The organism is Streptomyces sp. NPDC002306, from assembly GCF_053593435.1.
In genome coordinates this window covers 88,894-106,931 of the sequence record NZ_JBSFCK010000007.1, presented here as the reverse complement: position 1 = coordinate 106,931, position 18,038 = coordinate 88,894, and the positions used below count along the sequence as shown (strand labels likewise).

The following is an 18,038-nucleotide window of genomic DNA, read 5'->3' as shown; positions in this document are numbered from 1 at the left end:
CGTACGTGAGGACGGGGTGGACAGTACCCGTCACCCAACGTGACCATGAGCGCGGGAGGTGACCGATGACGACGGACGGGTCGGCGGGCGAGCCGGAGTCCTCGGACAGTCTGCGGACGTTCGGGGCGGTGGTCCAGGCGTTGCGCGAGCACGCGGGGTACAGCAGGGAGGAGTTCGCGGAACTGGTGCGGTTCTCCAAGCACACGGTGGCGTCGGTGGAACTGGGCAGGCGCATGCCGGACCCGGCGTTCACCGAACGGTCGGAGGAGGTCCTGGGCAACACGGGCGCGCTACGCAGGGCGGCGGCCCATCTGGCACGCCAACCGGGGTTGGCGGCTTGGTTTCGCCAGTGGGCTCGGATGGAGGCCGTGGCGATCACGTTGTACACGTACGAATGCCGCATGATCCCGGGCTTGTTGCAGACGGAGGCGTACGTACGAGCCCTTGCGGCGGAGCAGTTACCGCCCCTTGGCGACGCCCAGATCGAGGAGCGCTGGACCGCCCGCACCGAGCGACAGAGGCTGTTGACGGAACGGCCGAACACCACGTTCAGCTTCATCCTCGAAGAGCATCTGTTCCTACGCCGTACCGGCGGGCGGGCGGTCACGCGACAGCTCGTCGATCACGTGCTGGGGTGCGCCGAACTGCGCAACGTCGAGATCCAGGTCATGCCCCTGGTGCAGGAGTCACATGCTGGACTCCAAGGACCTATCCGCCTACTGGAAACGCCCGAGAACCAGTGGTTCGCTTATAACGAGGGCCAGGAGAGCGGCCAGTTGATCACCGACCGAAAAGTGGTCAGCGTCCTCCAGGCGCGCTATGCCAGGATGCGTTCACAGGCTCTCACCATCCAGGACTCCTTGAGCCTGCTGCGACGGATGCGAGGGGATCTATGAACACGCCCGAACTGGCTTGGTTCAAGAGCAGCTACAGCAGCGCATCCGGCGACGACTGCGTGGAAGTCGCCCTCGCCTGGCGCAAGTCCAGCTACAGCAGCGGTGGCTCCGGCGACTGCGTCGAAGTGGCCGCCTGCCCCCTGGCCATCCACATCCGTGACTCCAAGAACGCCGACGGTCCGCGGCTCGCGGTGAGCCCCACCGCCTGGACGCACTTCCTCACGCACAGCGCGAGGTAGTGGCCGGGCGGCGGGGCCGGTAGCCGGTGGGACGGCCTCAGTTGCCGGGGCACTCCCTCCATGCCAGGTGGTAGACGGTGCTGATGTCACCGTCGGTCGAGTCCATGGTCATGAAGCTGACCTTGCCGGGCGCGGAGCTGCCCGCGTTCACGCGCAGTTCGGTGTTGATGTTGAAGTTGCGCTGGACTCCGCAGGGCGCCCAGACGAGCTGCGCCCAGTCCGTGCTGTCGGTGGCCTGCCAGTTGTCGTCGTAGGGGCCGTTGTACGGGTGGCTGCGGAACGCCGTGTTCGACGAGCCCTGGAAGTAGTACGAGGCCCGCTGGGTGGCGCTCGCGCCGGACTGGAGCGCGGCGTAACCGCGGTAGTCGGCGCTGGCGATGGCGTACGTGAAGCCGGACGGGACGTGGACCACCAGGTTGAGCTGGCAGTTCTTGCGGTAGGCCGTGGGGTCGGAGTTGCCGCCGGCCTGGGCGAGATAGGCGCTGTAGGTCACCGTGAAGGCGGTGTTGTCCTCGGAGACGGCGACGGCGGTCGTGCCCTGGGGACAGCCGGAGCCGTTCACCGTGGCGACCTTGATGATGATCTTGTCCGGGGGCGGGTCCTCGAACCCGGAGGACGCGCCCTGCGCCGGGAGCGCAGTGCTGAGCAGAGCGGCGGCGGCCGCTCCGCTCAGGAGGAGTCCGACAGACATGGTTCTCCCAATCGTTCAGTGGGGGGTGGCACGCGCAATCCCGGCCTGTGGAGAAACCATGAGCATGCTGTGAAGGCCGGGAGCGGTGGCATCGTAGGCGCGCCCGGACGGCGCGGTCAGGCCGAACTCCGGCCAACCGGAAGGCCCTTGCGGGACGCGACCGTGACCGGAGGTGTGGCTTCCGCCGCGGCCGGGCGCTCTCCGTCGCCCCGGGACCGACGGATGCGTAGAAACCCCTTAACCGCCACGGCCGTGGGCCCTGCGGCCGTGGCGGTGCTCGCCGCGTCCTGGACGGCCGCCGGTGGGCCGGCCGGCCGGGACGGCCCGGACGCCGTCGACGGGTGGGGTCTTCCGGTCAATCGGAATCCGTCCGAAAGCGCGCGGGACCGGGTGTGCGGGGTGCGAGCGGGGACACGTGAAGCGCGGCGCGCTACGGGTTCTCCCACGCGGCCGGCTCCGCCGCGAGCCGCCGTACCGGCTCGGGCAGGGCGTCCGCCGCGAGGTCGGCGACCGTGACGCCCTCCAGGACCCTGCGCACATTGGCCCGCAGCGCGATCCACAGGGGCAGCAGCGGCTGTGCGGTGCCGGTGTAGGAGAGGCCGGTCGGGCGCTCGCCGCGTACCGACACGATCGGGCCGTCCACCGCGCGGATGACGTCCGCCACCGTGATCGCCGAGGCGTCCCGGGCCAGCAGGTAGCCGCCGCCCCCGCCGCGCCGGCTGTCGACGATCCCGCCGCGCCGCAGATCGCCGAGGATCCCCTCCAGGAACTTGTGCGGGATGTCCTGCGCGGCGGCGACGGTCTCCGCCTTCACCGGCTCCCCGCCCCGCCGTACGGCGAGCTCCAGGACCGCCCGTACCGCGTAGTCCGCCCGTGCCGAGATCCTCATCCCCCCATTGTGCGGCGCACCGGCCGCCCCGCCGTCGGCGGCCAGGGAGCGCGCCACCGTGCGGAACTGTGCGGAACCGTCGGACACCGGCCAGGGCAAGGGTAGTTCGGTGTCGAACAACGGCCGGAGGACGACATGACGGGGACGCTCACGGGCGCGTAACCTCGGACCGGCTGCGCAGGCGGACGGCGAGGGAAGGTGGGGGAAGGGGGCACGATGGACGGTGGCGTCGGCTTCTCCATCTCCTTCTGGATCCCTACCGCTGTGCTGACCGCGGCCCTGGTGATCAAGCTGCCCACGATCATCCGGCTGTGGCGGGACCCGCTGCTGCGGGCCGTCGGCGGTCTGCTGGTGCTCGCCTGCTCGGTGTTCGTGTTCGTCACACCGTCGACGATCGCCTGGACCAACCGCGTCACCGGCGTGCCGAACATCTCCGCGCCCTGGGTGTACTCACTGCTCACCGCGTTCTGCGGGTCCTGTCTGCTGCTGATCATCGCCTGGCGCAACGGCCTGTCCGACCGCTCGGCCGAGACCCGGCGCGCCATGCGGTGGGTGATCTGCGTGTACTCGGGCGTGATCGTGGCGCTGTGGGTGCTGTTCGCCCTCGCGGACGTGCCCGTGGAGCGGCTCACCGACCTCGACACCTACTACGCCAACACGCCGTTCATGCGCGAGGAGATCCTGCTCTACCTGCTCGCGCACGCCGTGGCCGTGCTGATCACGTCCCGGCTGCTGTGGGACTGGGTGCGCACCGACGGGCTCGACGCCTGGCTGCGCTCGGGACTGACGTCCCTGTGCGTCGGCTACGGCCTGAACCTCATCTTCGACGTGTCCAAACTCGCCGCCGTCGTGGCCCGTTGGACCGGTCACGACCTGGACCGGCTGAGCACCGGCGTGGCACCGCCCGTGGCCTGTCTGTCGGCCATCGCGATCGCGGTCGGTTTCATCCTGCCGCACGTCGGCCAGTATCTGCACGACCGCTGGCGGGTCCGGCTCGCCCACCACGAACTGCGGGCGCTGTACCTGCTGACACGCTCCGTCCACGGCGGTCGCGTGCCCCGGCTGCCGCGCGGCACGGCCGAACTGCGCCTGACCCGCCGCGAGACCTTCATCCGGGACGTACTGCTGCCGCTGGCCCGGCACATCGACGAGAACCTGCGCGCCCGGTCGTACGCCGCCGCCGTCGCCCGCGGGCTGCCGCCGGAGCGGGCCAAGGCGCTGGCCGCCGCGATCGCGATCCAGGACGCCGTCGACGGGAGCCGGGGCCGCTCCGGCGGGGACGCCCGCGCCCAGGACACGGATCCCGGCGGCCACGCGGACACCACCGACCTGCTCCAGGAGATCGGGGCCGTGTCGCGGGCCCTGCGCAGCCCCCACGACCTCGACGCGGTGCGCGCTCTCGCGACGGCACCGGCGGCGGAGGTGAGGTAGCTGAAGCGGGGCCTGTCTTGGCATATTTCAACGGTGCGTACGAAGAAGGAGATGCGTCGGCTCGCCGGCACGCTCATCGATCCCATCCGGATCCCGATCCCGGCGGACCCCGAGGCACTCTTCGACGCACTCGTGGAGTCGGTCAGCCAGTGGCGCGGCCGGGAGGTCGTCGTCCACCGGCGGGTCTTCCCGCCGCACACCGCCAGCGGCCTCTGGCTGGACGGCGCGCACCACGACGACGTCGTCATCGACAAGCGGGCCGCCGTCTGGCACCAGATCGTGATCTTCTGCCACGAGGTGTGGCACATGCACCAGCAGGGCGTGGGCCACGCGGACGAGCCCGCCGCCGGTGACGGTCCCCGACTCGTCGCCGCGCGCACCGACTTCAGCCTCGCCGACGAGCAGGAGGCCGACCTGTTCGGCATGCTCATGGGCCGTCGGCTGCGCACCTGGCTGGAGGCGCCGGCCGACTCCGTGTACGCCGCCGACAGCAACGGCGCCCAGAACCTCTCCGGGCGCATCGGGGCCGCCCTCAACTACCGCGGGACACGAGGATGAGCGGCCTGATCAACTATGTGAGCTGTGGGGTGCTGTGGCTGGCCCTGGTGGTCAAGGCCCCCGACCTGATACGTCACTGGCGCGACCCCTACCTGCGCACCATCTGTGTCGTGCTGGGCCTGGCCGGAGCCTGCTTCTTCCTCGGCGCCCCGCCGACGGTCGGCACCATCAACGGTGTCAGCGGCATCCCGAACCTCGCCGCCCCGCTGACGTACGCGTCGATCACGGCGTACAGCGCGGCCGCCCAGATCCTGATCGTCTACTGGCGGGGCGGCCCGCGGGTGCACCGCTCGGCCCGCCGCTGGATCGTGGCGTACACCTTCGTCCTGGTCGGTATCGCGGCGATGTTCGCGCTCGGTGACGCGCCCGTGGAGCGCCGTACCGACCTGGACACCTACTACGCGACGACGCCGTTCATCGCCGAGATGATCGTGCTCTACCTGGCCGGGCATCTCGCCGCGGTGAGCGTGACCACCGTGTCGTCGCTGGGCTGGGCCCGTCAGGTGCACGGCTGGCTGCGCGCGGGCCTGGTGACGCTGGGCGTCGGCACGCTGTGCAACGCCGGGTACAGCGTGACCAAGCTCGCCGCGGTCGTCGCGCGCTGGTGCGGACAGGACTGGTCGGGGCTCGGTACGACCGTCTCGCCGGCCGCCGCCGGGCTGGGCGCGCTGGTCACGGTCACCGGCATCCTGATCCCGCTGGTCGGGCCGCGGCTGACGCAGTGGCGCGACTCCCGGCGGGCGTACACCCGCCTGGGACCGCTGGAGCGGGAACTCGACGACGTCCTCCGCCGCCGCGCGCTGCGGCTGCCCCGGCCCCGCTGGTCCTCCCCCACCACCCTGCTGATCTGGCGCCGGACCAGCATCCACAACGCGCTGAGCCACCTGGACGCGTTCTTCGACCGGGGCCTGTTCGACCGTACCCGCGAAGCCGCGCTCGCGGACCCCGGCGGCGACCCGGCCCAGGCCGACGCCGTCGCCTGGGCCGCCGTCATCACGGTGGCCGCGCGGGAGGAGCGATACCGGGAGAGGCCCCTCGCGGACGTCGACGGGGCCGACTGGATCGAGGACCGGACGCCCGGCCCGGACGCGCTCGCGCGCATCGCCGACGCCCTGGCGTCCTCCCCGCTCGTCGCGGCCGCCCGGCTCCGCAGCGGTACCACCACGACGGGCACCGCATGAGTGTCGTGGTCTACGTCGCCGCCGGTGTCCTCGCACTGTCCGGCGCGGTGCTGTTCCGCCGCCCCCGGGCCGGCGTACGTACCGTGCGCAACCCGCTGACCTTGTCCACCTGCGCGGCCATCGCCCTCGGCGCGCTCGTCCTCGTCTGCTCGGCGCCGCTGACCCTGGCCGCCGTCAACGACCTCACGGGCGTGCCCAACTTCGGCGCCCCGCTGACCTACGGCATGCTCTCCGCGTACAGCTGCTCCCTGTTCATCCTGCTGATCAACTGGCGGGGCGGGTCCCGGGAACGGATCCGGCGCATGGTGCTGCTCGGCATCGCCGCCTACGGGGCGCTGATCGTCGCCATCGTCGTGCTGTTCGCGCTGGCGGACGCGCACACCGAACGGCTCACCGACCTCGACACCTACTACGCCGGAACCCCGTTCATGCGCGAGATGATCGTGCTCTACCTGGTCGGGCACAGCGTCGCGACCATCGGGCTGTGCGCGGTGGGCGTCAAGTGGGGGCGCGAGGTCACCGGGCTGCTGCGCACCGGGCTGCGGCTGATCCTCATCGGGTCGATGCTGGACGTGGTGGGCTTCCAGCTGACGAAGTACACGGCCGTCGTGGCGCGTTGGACGGGTCACGATCTCGACTTCCTGTCCACCGTCATCGCCCCGCCGATGGCCTCGCTCGGCGCGCTGACCTGTTCCGTCGGGTTCGTGCTGCCCCGGCTGCTGCCCTCGCTCGCCGCGCACTGGCACAGTCTGCGCGATCTGCGGACGCTGGGGCCGCTGTGGTCGGCGCTGCGGTTCGCGTCCACCGCCCCGCCGCCGCCCGGCACTTGGTGGCGGCTGCCGCGCGAGCGGTTGCAGTGGCGGGAGGTCGCCATCCACGACGCGCTGCTGGCGCTGGCCCCCTATTTCGACGACCGGGTCCGGGAGCGGGCCCTCGGCGGTGCGCTGCGCGCGGGCCGCTCCCCGCACGGGGCACGGCTGACGGCGGAGGCGGCCATGCTCTGCGACGCCGTACGCCGGGCCGCCGCGCGGGGCCGGCCGCTGGAGACACCCAGCGGGTACCGGCTGCACGCCACGACGGCCTCCGGGACCAGTGGTCTGGTGGAACTGGTGGAACTGGCGCAGGAGTTCACGCGATCATCACATGTCGGAACCATACGTGTGGGTACGGTGACGACGACCCCCGACCGAACCCGAGGAGCCCCATGACGCGTAGAGCTGTTGTCATCGGTGCCGGCCTGGCCGGCATGCTGGCCGCGGCCGCGCTGTCCCCCAGCGCGGACGAAGTGATCGTGCTGGACCGCGACGAGCTGCCTGCCGGCCCGGACCACCGCAAGGGCCTGCCGCAGGGCCGTCACGCGCACGTCCTCATGGCCGGCGGCATGGCCGCGATGGAGGACCTCGTGCCGGGCGTGAGCATGCGCAAGCAGCTGCTCGCCGCGGGCGCCCACGAACTCGCCACCGGCCGGGACATGGTGGCGCTGACCCCCGAGGGCTGGTTCCGGCGCTGGCGCCACGAGGGACCCCGGATGATCGCGTGCAGCCGGGCGCTGCTGGACTGGTCGGTGCGGGTCGCGGTACTGGCGAACACCCGGGCCGAGGTTCGCCGCGGTCAGGTCGTGGACCTGCTGGGCGACGCGGGCCGGGTGACCGGCGTCCGCGTCTCCACCGGCGAGGCCGGCGACCTCGGCGAGACGGAACTCGCCGCCGACCTCGTCGTCGACGCAAGTGGCCGCGGGTCGCGGGTGGTGCGGTGGCTGGGCGGGCTCGGCGTGACCGGCATCCGCGAGCGGACCGTCGACACGGGCCTGGTCAACGCCACCCGTGTCTACCGCACCCCGGCGGGCGCGGAGCGCTTCCCCATGACGATCGTGCAGGCCGACCCGTACGTGTCCCGGCCGGGCCGCAGCGGGATGATCCTGCCGATCGAGGGCCGCCGCTGGATGGTCAGCCTCGGCGGCACCCGCGGCGGCGAACCGCCCGCCGACCCGGAGGGCTTCGTGCGCTACGCGCTGGAGCTGCCCCACCCCATCGTCGGCAAGCTGATCACCGGCGCCGAACCGCTCACCGACGTGCAGATCAGCCGCAGCACCCGCAACGACCGGCGCTACCTGGAGAAGGTCCGCGACTGGCCCGAGGGTCTGATCGTCCTCGGCGACGCGCTGGCCACGTACAACCCGGCCTACGGGCAGGGCATGGCGGTGGCCGCACTCGGCGCCCAGGTGCTCCGCCGGGAACTGGAGGGCACCGGGCTCACCGCCGCCGGCCTGGCCCGCCGGGTGCAGCGCGGGGCCGCCCGTCCGGTCGACGCGGCCTGGGCGGCGGCCGTCGGCCAGGACGTCTGGTACCCGGGGACCCACGGCGCCCGGCCCACCGTCGCCGACCGCCTGCTCACCCGCTTCACCCGCCGCCTGACCCTGGCGTCGACCGGTTCCTACGGCGCGGCGGCGGCCCTGTGGGACGTGACGAGCCTCCAGGCGGGCCCCTCGCGGCTGCTGCGCCCCTCCGCCCTCCTCGCGGTGCTGGGCGGACCGCTGCTGCCGCCGCTGGCGGGGCCCCCGTTGACGGAGGAGGAACGGCGGCTGGTGGCGGCCGCGGGCTGACCGGGGCTCAGCCGGCGAAGAGCGGCTGAGGCAGTCCCTTCCCGGCGCCCGGCACCACCAGCAGGGAGCCCGCCGCCGACGACGGCGCCGACAGGCCCGTACGGGCCGTGGTGACGTACAGGTCGGTCAGGTCCGGACCGCCGAAGGCGCAGGCGGTGGTGCGGGGGGTCGGCAGGGTGAGCACCCAGTCGAGGGTGCCGGACGGGGTGTAGCGGCGGACCGCGCCGCCGTCCCAGAGGGCCACCCAGACACAGCCGTCGGCGTCGACCGTGAGGCCGTCGGGGTAGCCGGCCCCCTCCTCGATCTCCGCGAACGGACGGCGGTTCGCGACCCGCCCGTCGGCGTGGTCGAAGACGTCGATCCGGCGGGTCGGGGAGTCGATGTAGTACATCAGGCGGCCGTCGGGGCTCCAGCCCGTGCCGTTGCTCACCGCCACGTCGTCCAGGACCACCTCGGCCGCGCCGTCACCGGTGACCCGGGAGAGCGTGCCGCCGCCCGGCGCCTCGTCGTAGCGCATCGTGCCGGCCCACAGGGAGCCGTCGGGGGCGACGGCCGCGTCGTTCGCGCGACGGCCGGGCACCGGGTCGTGGCGCAGCCAGCGGAAGGTGTCGTCCGGGTCGAGCAGCCCCACCCCGTCGCGCAGGTTCAGGACCAGACCGCCGCCCGCGCGCAGCTTCGCCGCGCCCACGTGCTGTTCCGTCGTACGGACCGTGCGACGGCCCGAGGCGGGGTCGTACGTGTGGATCCGCGAGCCCAGGATGTCCAGCCAGACGAGCCGGCCGGCCGCCGCGTCCCACGTCGGGCCCTCGCCGAGCGTCGCCTGCGCCCGCACCGCCACCTCGTAGGCCGTCATGCCACGTTCCGGTGGCCCAGGCGCTCCGACAGCTCTACGGCGCCCTTGGCGGCGAGCTGCTCCAGCTCGGCCCGGCGCTCGTCGCTCCAGCGGATCATCGGTACGGAGATGGACAGCGCGGCCACCACCTTCCCGGTGCGGTCGTGGACCGGGGCGGCCACACAGCTCACGTCCGGGTTGGACTCACGGCTCTCCACGGCGATGCCGCGCCGCCGGATCTCCGCCAGCGCCTCACGCAGGGCGGCCGGCGAGACGATGCTGTTCGGGGTCATCGCGATCAGGTCGGCGTCGTCCGGGATGCGCGAGGTGAGCTCCGGCTCGGGCAGCGACGCCAGCAGCATCTTGCCGACCGAGGTGCAGTGCGCGGGCAGCCGGCGGCCGGCGGCGGACACCATGCGCACGGCGTGCGTGGAGTCGACCTTGGCGATGTAGATGACGTCGGTGCCCTCCAGGATCGCCACGTGCACGGTCTCGTCGCAGGTCTCGGCGACCGAGCGGGCCACCTGCTGGCCCTCGGCGGCGAGGTCGAGCTGCTCGGCGTAACGGCTGCCGAGCTGGTACGGGCGTACGCCGAGCCGGTAGCGTCCGGGCTGACCGGGCACCGGCACGATGTACTGGCGGGCGGCGAGGGTGGTGACGAGTTCGTGCACGGTGGTGCGCGGCAACTGGAGCCGGCGCACGATGTCGGGGGCGGAGAGCGTCCCGTCCCCGTCGAGGAAGAGCTCGAGAATGTCGAGAGCTCGGGTCACGGCAGGTACAAGGCGTCCCACGACCGGCCCCTCCCTTGATGTTCGATATTTCAACAGATGACCGGGATAACGAACACAGGCTAGTCATAGTGAGGTTCCGCGGGCAATGGTCCTGCGGACGGTGGGCGACGATGGATGCCATGCCGTCCTCGAAGCCCCCCGCCGGCCCCTTCACCGTCCAGGACTTCCAGCTGGTCCTGCTGCGCCGCATGGCCGACCACAACCCCGGCCTGGTGGACGACGCCCGCCGCCGGCTGGACGCCTCCCTCGCCGACATGCGGGAGGCCAACAGGCGTTGGCAGGCCATGCTCCGCTCCCCGAGGTCCCGCTCCGCCGCCACGCGCTACCGCTCCGTCCTCGGCCCGCCCGAGTCCGTCACCGCCCGCAGGATCGGCGACCTCGACTGCGCGGCCTGGCGGTGGCCGGTCCCCCTCTGGCCCGACCTGCGCTTCGAGATCCTCGTCGGACCGGACCGGACGGTGTGGAACGAGTGGCTGGTGCGCGCGCCGGACGCCCCGGCCGCCGAGCCTCGCACCGTGGACGACCTGCGCCCGTGGTCCTGCACGGTCGACGAGGCGGCCCGCGCCTTCGCCCCCGCCCGGCCCCTGGAGGGAACCGCCCCCACCCGCTGGGGCCTGGCCTTCACCGCCCCGGACGCGCGGGGCGTACGACGGGAGGTGGTCGCCGAGTTCACCTGGGGACTGTTGCAGCGGACGGCGGTCGGCGAGCAGGAGGAGCCGAGGGCGGCGGCGGGCGGTGCGTAGCGGAAGGCGAGGGCGGCGGGCGACAAGCGGTGGGCGGAGTGACCGGTATCAACCCTCCGGCGGCGGCGCATCGCACCGGCGCTGGTGTAGGAACGGAGGTGTTGTTCCGGCCGTGTCCCCTCACCACCAGGAGTGCACCGCGTGACCTCCCTCTTTCCGGCCCTGACGGGCGATCCGGGTGAGCAAGTCGCCCTGCGGTTCGGCGACCGGTCCCTGACGTACGCAGAACTCTCGGCGGCCGCCGCCGCCGTCGGCGAACGGATCCGCGGGGCCGGCCGGGTGGCCGTCTGGGCGACCCCCTCGCTGGAGACGGCCGTCGCCGTGGTGGGCGTACTGCTGGCCGGCGCGGCCGCCGTGCCGCTGAACCCCAGGTCGGGAGAGAAGGAACTCGGGCACATCCTGTCCGACAGCGCGCCGGCCCTGGTGCTGGCCGGCCCGGATGACGAACTCCCGCCCGCCATGGGCGACTTGGTGCGCGTCGACATCGACGTCCGCGAGGCCGGCGTACTGCCCGTCGCCGACGACGCGGACGACTCGGCGCCCGCCCTGGTCGTCTACACCTCCGGCACCACCGGCCCGCCCAAGGGCGCCGTCCTCCCGCGCCGCGCGATCGCCTCGACCCTGGACGCCCTCGCCGACGCCTGGCAGTGGACCGGCGACGACGTGCTGGTGCACGCGCTGCCCCTGTTCCATGTGCACGGGCTCGTGCTGGGCGTCCTGGGCCCGCTGCGGCGGGGCGGCTCGGTCCGGCATCTCGGCCGGTTCGACACGCAGGGCGTGGCCCGCGAGCTGACCGACGGCGCGACCATGCTGTTCGGAGTGCCGACGATGTACCACCGGATCGCCGAGGCGCTGCCCGCCGACCCCGCGCTGGCCGAGGCGCTCGCCGGAGCCCGGCTGCTGGTGTCCGGCTCCGCCGCGCTGCCCGTGCACGACCACGACCGGATCACGACGGCGACCGGCCGCCGGGTGATCGAGCGGTACGGCATGACCGAGACGCTCATGAACACCAGCGTGCGCGCCGACGGGGAGGCCCGGGCCGGGACCGTCGGCGTGCCGTTGCCCGGCGTGGAGCTGCGGCTCGTCGAGGAGGACGGGACACCGATCACGGCGTACGACGGCGAGACCGTGGGCGAGATCCAGGTGCGCGGCCCGAACCTCTTCACCGAGTACCTCCACCGGCCCGACGCCACGGCCGACGCCTTCACCGCCGACGGCTGGTTCCGCACCGGCGACATGGCCGTGCGCGACCCCGACGGCTACGTCCGGATCGTCGGCCGCAAGGCCACCGACCTGATCAAGAGCGGCGGGTACAAGATCGGGGCCGGTGAGATCGAGAACGCGCTGCTGGAGCATCCGGGAGTGCGCGAGGCCGCCGTCACCGGGGAGCCCGACGCGGATCTGGGCGAGCGGATCGTGGCCTGGATCGTCCCGGCGGACCCCGGCTCCCCGCCCGACGCCGACGCGCTGGCCGACCATGTGGCCGCCCGGCTCGCCCCGCACAAACGCCCGCGCACGGTCCGCTACCTCGACGCGCTGCCCCGCAACGACATGGGGAAGATCATGAAGCGGGCGCTGCCGGTATGACCGACGGCCGCACCGCACGCGGGACCATAGCCCTCGTCACCGACGACTTCGCCGGACTCCCCGCTCCGGCCGGGGAGTCCCGGCCTCCCGACGGCCCGCTCGGCTGGCGGGGCTACGACGCGTCCCTGGCCCGCGCCGCGCGGCGCACCGGCGAGGAGGAGTCCGTCGTGTGCGGCACCGCGAGCGTCGAGGGCACCCGGGCCGTGCTCATCGCCTTCGAGTTCGGCTTCCTGGGCGGTTCGCTCGGCGAGCGCACCGGGGACCGGCTGGAGGCGGCGTACACGTACGCGCGCGAGCACCGGCTCCCCGTCGTCCCGCTGGTCGCCACCGGCGGCAGCCGGATGCAGGAGGGCATGCTCGCGCTGACCCAGCTCCAGCGCGTGGCCCGGCAGTCGGTCCTCACCCGCGAGGCGGGTCTCGCGCAGATCGCCGTGCTGCGGGACCCGACGACCGGCGGCGGCTGGGCCACGCTGGGCGCGGGCGCGGACGTGATCCTCGCGCTGCCCGGCGCCCAAGTCGGCTTCGCGGGCTCCCGGGTGCGGCCGCCGGACGCCGACCCGGCCGCGTACACGGCGGAGGCGCAGGTGGCGGCGGGCGCGGCGGACGCGGTCGTCCGGCCGGCGGAGCTGCGCCGGACGCTGGGGCGGTGGCTGCGCCTGCTGACGGGTTCATCGGCGGAGGCGGCCCCCGTGCCCCGGGCGCTCGGCTCCCCGGACCTCCCGGCGACCGGCTGGGACGCGGTACGGCGGGCCCGTGCCGCGCACCGCCCCCGGGCCGAGAGCTACCTGGACGCCTACTTCACCCACCGCGTGGCCCTGAGCGGCGACCGCTGCGGCGGCACGGACGCGGGCATGCTGTGCGGCTTCGGCGAGCACCAGGGGCGGACCGTCGCCTACGCCGCGCAGACGGGCACGGCGACGCGTCCCGCCGGCTACCGCACCGCCGCCCGGCTGATCCGCCTCGCGGACCGGCTCGGCATCCCGGTCCTGACCCTGGTGGACACCCCGGGCGCGGCCAACGACGCCGAGGCGGAACGGCAGGGAGCGGGCGCGGCGATCGCGGAGCTGTTCGGCGCGGTGGCCGCCGCCCGCACCCCGGTCACCACGCTGGTGATCGGCGAGGGCGGCTCCGGCGGCGCCCTGGCCCTGGCCGCGCCCGGCACCACCTGGGCCGCGCCGGACAGTTACTTCTCGGTCATCGCCCCCGAACTCGCGGCGGCCATCCTGAAGCGGCCCCCGACGGAGGCCGAGGCGACCGCGAACCAGCTCCGCATCCGGCCGCAGGACCTGGTGGAACTGGGTGTGATCAGAGCCGTGGCGACCGGGGAGTAGACCGGTCCGGGCCCACGGCCGTGTCCGCTCCGGGGCACGCGGCGGCGCCGTCTCCCTTGCCGGGAGGCGGCGCCACCTGCTTTCGGTGTGGGGCTACTTCACCGCTGCCTCACCCCCACCGCCCGGATGATCTCCTGCCGCACCGAGCCGCCCCGGTCGTCGCTCGCGGTCGCCCGCAGGGAGACGTACGCGGCGTCACGGGGCACGTTCAGCGTCCCGTGCCAGGCGGCCCGGCCGGATCCGGTGAGCCGCACCGGCCGCCAGGTCCCGCCGTCGTCGTAGGAGACTTCGAGCGTCCCGCCGCCGAGGGTTCCGGTGCCCGTGGCGTTCGCGACGTACTGGGCCCCGATCTCCACCGGCAGCCGGGCGCCGCCCCGGACCGTGCCCGCGAGGTCGGTGTCGACGTCGAAGGAGAGGTTGATCAGCGGCAGGTAGGTCCAGCGGTCCTCGGGGGTGGCCGCCGACCGGACGGTCCACTCGGCGTGGCCCTTCGTCGCGAGCTTCCAGCGCTCGGCGTCGAGCGTGGTGTCGGTGACGACCTTGTAGGTGTGCTCGTCGGCGGGCGCGTCCCAGACATAGGCGCCGGAGCTCTGCCGCCGGTCGACCCGCTCGCCGTCGAGGTAGACCTCGGTGAACTGGGTCATCCCGCTCCCGCCGGTCCACACGTCGCCGAAGCCGGTGTGGTCGGGCCCGGAGTCGCCCCAGCCGGGGGTGTTGAACTGGACCACGTTGCCGGAGCGCTGCTGCCCCCAGCCGAGTCCGGTGCCGAGCCAGGGGTGCCAGACCGGCTTGAACCAGTCGAGGTCCGGGCGGGAGCCGCCCCGGTAGGTGAGGACCCCGCTGCGTTGCTCCAGCGCGCCGTCGGCGGCCGTCACCGACTCGTGCCACCGCTGGCCGGGCCCGGTGGAGACGTAGTCGGTGCGCTCGGCCGGGTAGTCGATCCGCTCCGAGAAGCCGAGGCCGAGGGAGAAGGTGTCGGTGAGGGAGAAGCGGTACTCGCCGCCGCTCACCGGCCGCGCGGCGTGGAACCTCACGTCCACGGCGGCGAGTTCACGGCCCTTCGGCTCGTAGGTCAGGTCGTGGTCCGGGATCGCGCCGGGGTGGCCCTCCGAGAGGTCGTACACATAGGGCGTGTCGCGGGTGCCGGTCATGTCGACCTTGCCCGCATGGCGCAGCCGGGCCGCGTCGGCGGCGTTGACGGTGGCGATCGGGATCGGGCGGTCACTGCCGTCGTCCGCCCCCCACCAGGCGTTCAGGCGTCCGGCCGCGTCGTCGGTCACGAAGAGCGCCTCGGCCCCGGCGTCCTGGGCGGCCTGGGCGAGCGCTCCCGGGTCGGACCCGGCGGTGAGACGGGCGAGGACCGCCTTGCCGGCGACGCCGGTGAGGGGACCGTCCCCGACGTCGGCCAGCGCGAGCCTGGTCCGGCCCTCGACGAGGGTGGCGCCCGGCTGGAAGACCGCCTCGCCGACTCCCTTGACCTCCAGCAGCGGCTTGCCGAGCCGCCACACGGTCCGGTACTCGAAGGAGCCCCGCGTGACCTTCCTGGTGGGCGCGGCGAACACGCTGTCGTACTTCACCGGCACCTGGACCGCGCCGAACAGGTCGGACCCGTCGGCGCTGCGGTCGTACTCCATGAGCAGCTGCCGGGTCTCGGTCCGCCGGTCCACCTCGGCCCTGACCTCCCGCAGCCTCCGTCCGTCGAGGGTGATCTCGCGGTCCCGGTCGAGGGTGATCTCGGGCGCGGCGAGGAAGCCGAGGCCGAGCGAGTCGGCGCCGTGGCTGCCGCGCACGTCGAGGAAGGAGCTCAGGCTGTACGTGGCCGGCTTCAGGCGCAGCTTCAGGGTGCCCGAGTCGTCGACCTGCGCGGGGAAGGCGTCGACGCCCGCGACGAGTTGCTGGACGGCGAGGTCGGCGGCCGTGGGGGCTCCGTCGCGGTCCTTGACGTGGACGGTGAGCGTGTACCGCTCCTCCTCCTTGACCAGCCCGAACACGGTGTGAGCGAGGGGCGTGCCGTCGGCGGAGGCCACGATCTGCCCGCTGGTGGTGCCGACCGCCGCCGCGGCGCCGTCGCCGGTCACGGTGGTGGAGGCGGTGCCGTGCGCGGGCACGGTGAGGGTGGTGTCGGCGAGGGTGGCGACCCCGTCCGGGGCGCCCCGCACCGCCAGGGTGAGCCGTAGGTCCGCGTCACCGGAGTTGGTGTAGGTGACGGTCCTGGTCACCGGCTTCTCGTCCGCGTACGGCCAGCCGTGGAAGCCCAGGTCGGCGCTGCCGGTCGCGGTGAGGTGCGCGGCGACGGCGTCGGGCACGCTGACCCGGCCCGCCCCCAGCACGTAGGCGGAGGCGCCGAGTTGCTTCGACGTGGACATCAGCGCGTCCTTGAGCCGGGCGCCGGTCCAGTCGGGGTGCTCCTGGGCGAGCAGGGCGGCCACTCCGGCGACATGGGGCGTCGCCATGGACGTACCGCTCATGGAGGTGTAGAAGCCGCTGCCGCCGGCCAGCCGGGAGCGGGCGGCGAGGATGTCGACGCCGGGGGCCGAGAGGTCGGGCTTGAGGGCGTTGTCGCCGTGCCGGGGGCCGGCGGAGGTGAAGTAGGCGGCCTCGTCCGCGGAGTCGACCGCCCCGATGGTCAGGGCGGCGTCGGCGGCGCCGGGCGAGCCGACGGAGGAGGGGGCACCGGTGTTGCCGGCGGCGATGACGAAGAGGGCACCGGTCTCCTGGGAGAGGGTGTTCACCGCCTGCGCCATCGGATCGGTGCCGTCGCTCGCCTCGGTGGAACCGAGGCTCATGGAGACGACCTTGGCGTGCACGTCCCGCGCGGCCCACTCCATGCCGGCGATGATCTGCGACTCGCTGCCGGAACCCTCGTCGCTGAGCACCTTGCCGACGGCGAGGGTCGCGCCGGGGGCGACGCCCCGTTCCCCGCCGTCGGAGGCGGCGCCGCTGCCGCCGACGGTCGAGGTGACGTGGGTGCCGTGCCCGTTGCGGTCGGCGACCTCCTCGCCCTCGATGAAGCTCTTCGTGGCCGTGACCCGGTCCTCGAGATCGGGATGGCTCAGGTCGACACCGGTGTCGAGGACGGCGACGGTGACGCCCTCGCCGGTGAGCCCGGCCTCCCAGGCCCGCGGGGTGCCGATCTGGGCGTTGCTCTCGGCCAGGTCGGCGCTGACGCGGCCGTCGAGCCAGACGCCCTTCACCCCGTCCTGCGCGGTGAACGCCCGCCAGAAATCGCGGCCCTTGTCCGCCTCGACGGCCGCCCCGCGCACGCTGGGCAGCGCCCGGGTCCGCTCGGCGCCCCGCGGGGTGACGGCCCGCGCGCCCTTGTCGTAGGTCACGATCAGCGGCAGCTCGTCGGCCTTGTCGTCGGCGAGCCCCTGTCGTATCAGCTCGCCGACGTCGAACAGCCGCTCGTCGAGGGTGCCCGCCCGCAGATACGGCAGGGCCTCGTCCGGTACGACGCTGGTTCTGCCGTTGGTCGTCCGGGTCCGCACGGCGCCGGTGGCCCCCTCGGGCCGCTCGACCGTGATCGTCCTCTTCCCGTCGCCCAGGTCGGTCACGGTCACCTTGTCACCGGTGACGAGCGTGACGGTACGGGCGGTGCCGGCGGCCGCCGCGGTGCGCGCCGGGGTCGTGCCGGTCGGTCCGCCGTCCCGCGCGCCCGCGTCCACCGCCGGCAGCAGGGCGATCACGAGCCCCGCCGACAGGAGGGTCACCCCACGTCTGACTGGTCCTCTGGTCATCCACGCCTCTCCTCGTCGTGTGCTGCGAAGAGTCTCGGGGGGCCTGTGGCGCCGTGGAGTTGACCAGCACGGGCGGAAACGCGCCCTGGCGGGTTCCCGCCAGCGAATCCCCGCCCACCCGGCGGGCTCAGTCCGCCCGCGCCCACCGATTCCCGGGCAACACTTCCAAACGCCTTACGGAGTAGGAGAGTTCACTGAAGCCGCGCATCTCGGGGCGGGCGCCGGCGGACGGTGGACGGTGGAGCCGGCGGGAGGCACCTGCGGTTCGCGAAGAAGCCGTCACCGGGACGCGGCTCCGGTGGGGTCGGGTCCGTGTTCCGGGGGGCCGCCGTATCGTCGCCGTCTCCCGCACCCCCGGCCGGCGCACCCGGCACCCATCACCCGACACCCGGCGGCACCCCTCCGTCCTCCGCCCGACACCCGACCGGCACCCCTTCGCCCGACACCCGACCGGCACCCCTTCGCCCGGCACCCGGCGGCATCCCCTCCGCCCGGCACCCGACACCCGACCGGCACCCCTTCGCCCGGCA

At 73.6% G+C, this 18,038-nt stretch carries 15 protein-coding genes; 10 read left to right on the top strand and 5 right to left on the bottom strand.

The genetic code is table 11. From position 1 onward, the window contains the following. Positions 1-65 precede the first annotated feature (65 nt). Both ACWCQK_RS16295 and ACWCQK_RS16290 read left to right on the top strand, forming a co-directional pair. The gene (locus ACWCQK_RS16295) at positions 66-896 is read left to right on the top strand and encodes a helix-turn-helix domain-containing protein (RefSeq protein WP_451155798.1); all 831 of its coding nucleotides are present in this window, start codon (positions 66-68) and stop codon (positions 894-896) included. Continuing rightward, positions 893-1,135, top strand: a complete 243-nt coding sequence (locus ACWCQK_RS16290; protein ID WP_451155797.1) for a DUF397 domain-containing protein — start codon at positions 893-895, stop codon at positions 1,133-1,135. Before ACWCQK_RS16295 ends, ACWCQK_RS16290 begins: the two co-directional genes overlap by 4 nt. Before the next feature lie 37 nt (positions 1,136-1,172). Here ACWCQK_RS16290 and ACWCQK_RS16285 read toward each other — a convergent pair whose 3' ends face one another. Together ACWCQK_RS16285 and ACWCQK_RS16280 are read right to left on the bottom strand one after the other, a co-directional pair. Then, positions 1,173-1,826 carry a DUF4360 domain-containing protein gene (locus tag ACWCQK_RS16285; RefSeq protein WP_451155796.1) on the bottom strand — a complete coding sequence of 218 codons (654 nt, stop codon included), beginning with the start codon at positions 1,824-1,826 and terminating at the stop codon, positions 1,173-1,175. A 430-nt stretch (positions 1,827-2,256) separates the two neighbouring features. Further along, positions 2,257-2,715, bottom strand: a complete 459-nt coding sequence (locus ACWCQK_RS16280; RefSeq protein ID WP_451155795.1) for an RrF2 family transcriptional regulator — start codon at positions 2,713-2,715, stop codon at positions 2,257-2,259. Positions 2,716-2,931: 216 nt separating this feature from the next. Between ACWCQK_RS16280 and ACWCQK_RS16275 the strand changes: the two genes are divergently transcribed. Genes ACWCQK_RS16275 through ACWCQK_RS16255 form a run of 5 tightly spaced genes read left to right on the top strand, consistent with a single transcriptional unit; the run spans position 2,932 to position 8,487 of the window. Beyond that, positions 2,932-4,146, top strand: coding sequence for an MAB_1171c family putative transporter (locus tag ACWCQK_RS16275; RefSeq protein WP_451155794.1), 1,215 nt, complete (start codon positions 2,932-2,934; stop codon positions 4,144-4,146). Between the two features lie 33 nt (positions 4,147-4,179). Next, positions 4,180-4,704: a toxin gene (locus tag ACWCQK_RS16270; protein ID WP_451155793.1), complete on the top strand. Its 525-nt coding sequence runs from the start codon at positions 4,180-4,182 to the stop codon at positions 4,702-4,704. Then, on the top strand, positions 4,701-5,885 hold the full coding sequence (locus ACWCQK_RS16265; RefSeq protein WP_451155792.1) for an MAB_1171c family putative transporter: 1,185 nt from the start codon (positions 4,701-4,703) through the stop codon (positions 5,883-5,885). Before ACWCQK_RS16270 ends, ACWCQK_RS16265 begins: the two co-directional genes overlap by 4 nt. Then, a complete protein-coding gene (locus ACWCQK_RS16260; protein ID WP_451155791.1) occupies positions 5,882-7,093 on the top strand; it encodes an MAB_1171c family putative transporter in 1,212 nt (403 codons plus the stop codon). The genes ACWCQK_RS16265 and ACWCQK_RS16260 overlap by 4 nt, the downstream gene beginning before the upstream one ends. Continuing rightward, entirely contained in the window at positions 7,090-8,487 is a 1,398-nt protein-coding gene (locus ACWCQK_RS16255) for an FAD-dependent monooxygenase (protein ID WP_451155790.1), read from the top strand. Before ACWCQK_RS16260 ends, ACWCQK_RS16255 begins: the two co-directional genes overlap by 4 nt. 7 nt (positions 8,488-8,494) lie before the next feature. Here the strand turns inward: ACWCQK_RS16255 and ACWCQK_RS16250 are convergent, their stop codons facing one another. Both ACWCQK_RS16250 and ACWCQK_RS16245 read right to left on the bottom strand, forming a co-directional pair. Beyond that, entirely contained in the window at positions 8,495-9,340 is an 846-nt protein-coding gene (locus ACWCQK_RS16250) for an SMP-30/gluconolactonase/LRE family protein (protein WP_451155789.1), read from the bottom strand. After that, positions 9,337-10,110, bottom strand: a complete 774-nt coding sequence (locus tag ACWCQK_RS16245) for an IclR family transcriptional regulator (protein WP_451155788.1) — start codon at positions 10,108-10,110, stop codon at positions 9,337-9,339. The genes ACWCQK_RS16250 and ACWCQK_RS16245 overlap by 4 nt, the downstream gene beginning before the upstream one ends. Positions 10,111-10,220: 110 nt before the next feature. On the opposite strand from ACWCQK_RS16245, the gene ACWCQK_RS16240 reads away from it, so the two are divergent. From ACWCQK_RS16240 to ACWCQK_RS16230, 3 genes are all read left to right on the top strand, one after another. Then, the gene (locus ACWCQK_RS16240; protein ID WP_451155787.1) at positions 10,221-10,853 is read left to right on the top strand and encodes a hypothetical protein; all 633 of its coding nucleotides are present in this window, start codon (positions 10,221-10,223) and stop codon (positions 10,851-10,853) included. A 141-nt stretch (positions 10,854-10,994) separates the two neighbouring features. Continuing rightward, entirely contained in the window at positions 10,995-12,440 is a 1,446-nt protein-coding gene (locus ACWCQK_RS16235; RefSeq protein ID WP_451155786.1) for an acyl-CoA synthetase, read from the top strand. After that, positions 12,437-13,771: a carboxyl transferase domain-containing protein gene (locus ACWCQK_RS16230; protein ID WP_451155785.1), complete on the top strand. Its 1,335-nt coding sequence runs from the start codon at positions 12,437-12,439 to the stop codon at positions 13,769-13,771. The genes ACWCQK_RS16235 and ACWCQK_RS16230 overlap by 4 nt, the downstream gene beginning before the upstream one ends. Before the next feature lie 98 nt (positions 13,772-13,869). On the opposite strand, the gene ACWCQK_RS16225 is transcribed toward ACWCQK_RS16230, so the two are convergent. Continuing rightward, positions 13,870-17,508, bottom strand: a complete 3,639-nt coding sequence (locus ACWCQK_RS16225) for a S8 family serine peptidase (RefSeq protein WP_451155784.1) — start codon at positions 17,506-17,508, stop codon at positions 13,870-13,872. Positions 17,509-18,038 lie beyond the last annotated feature (530 nt).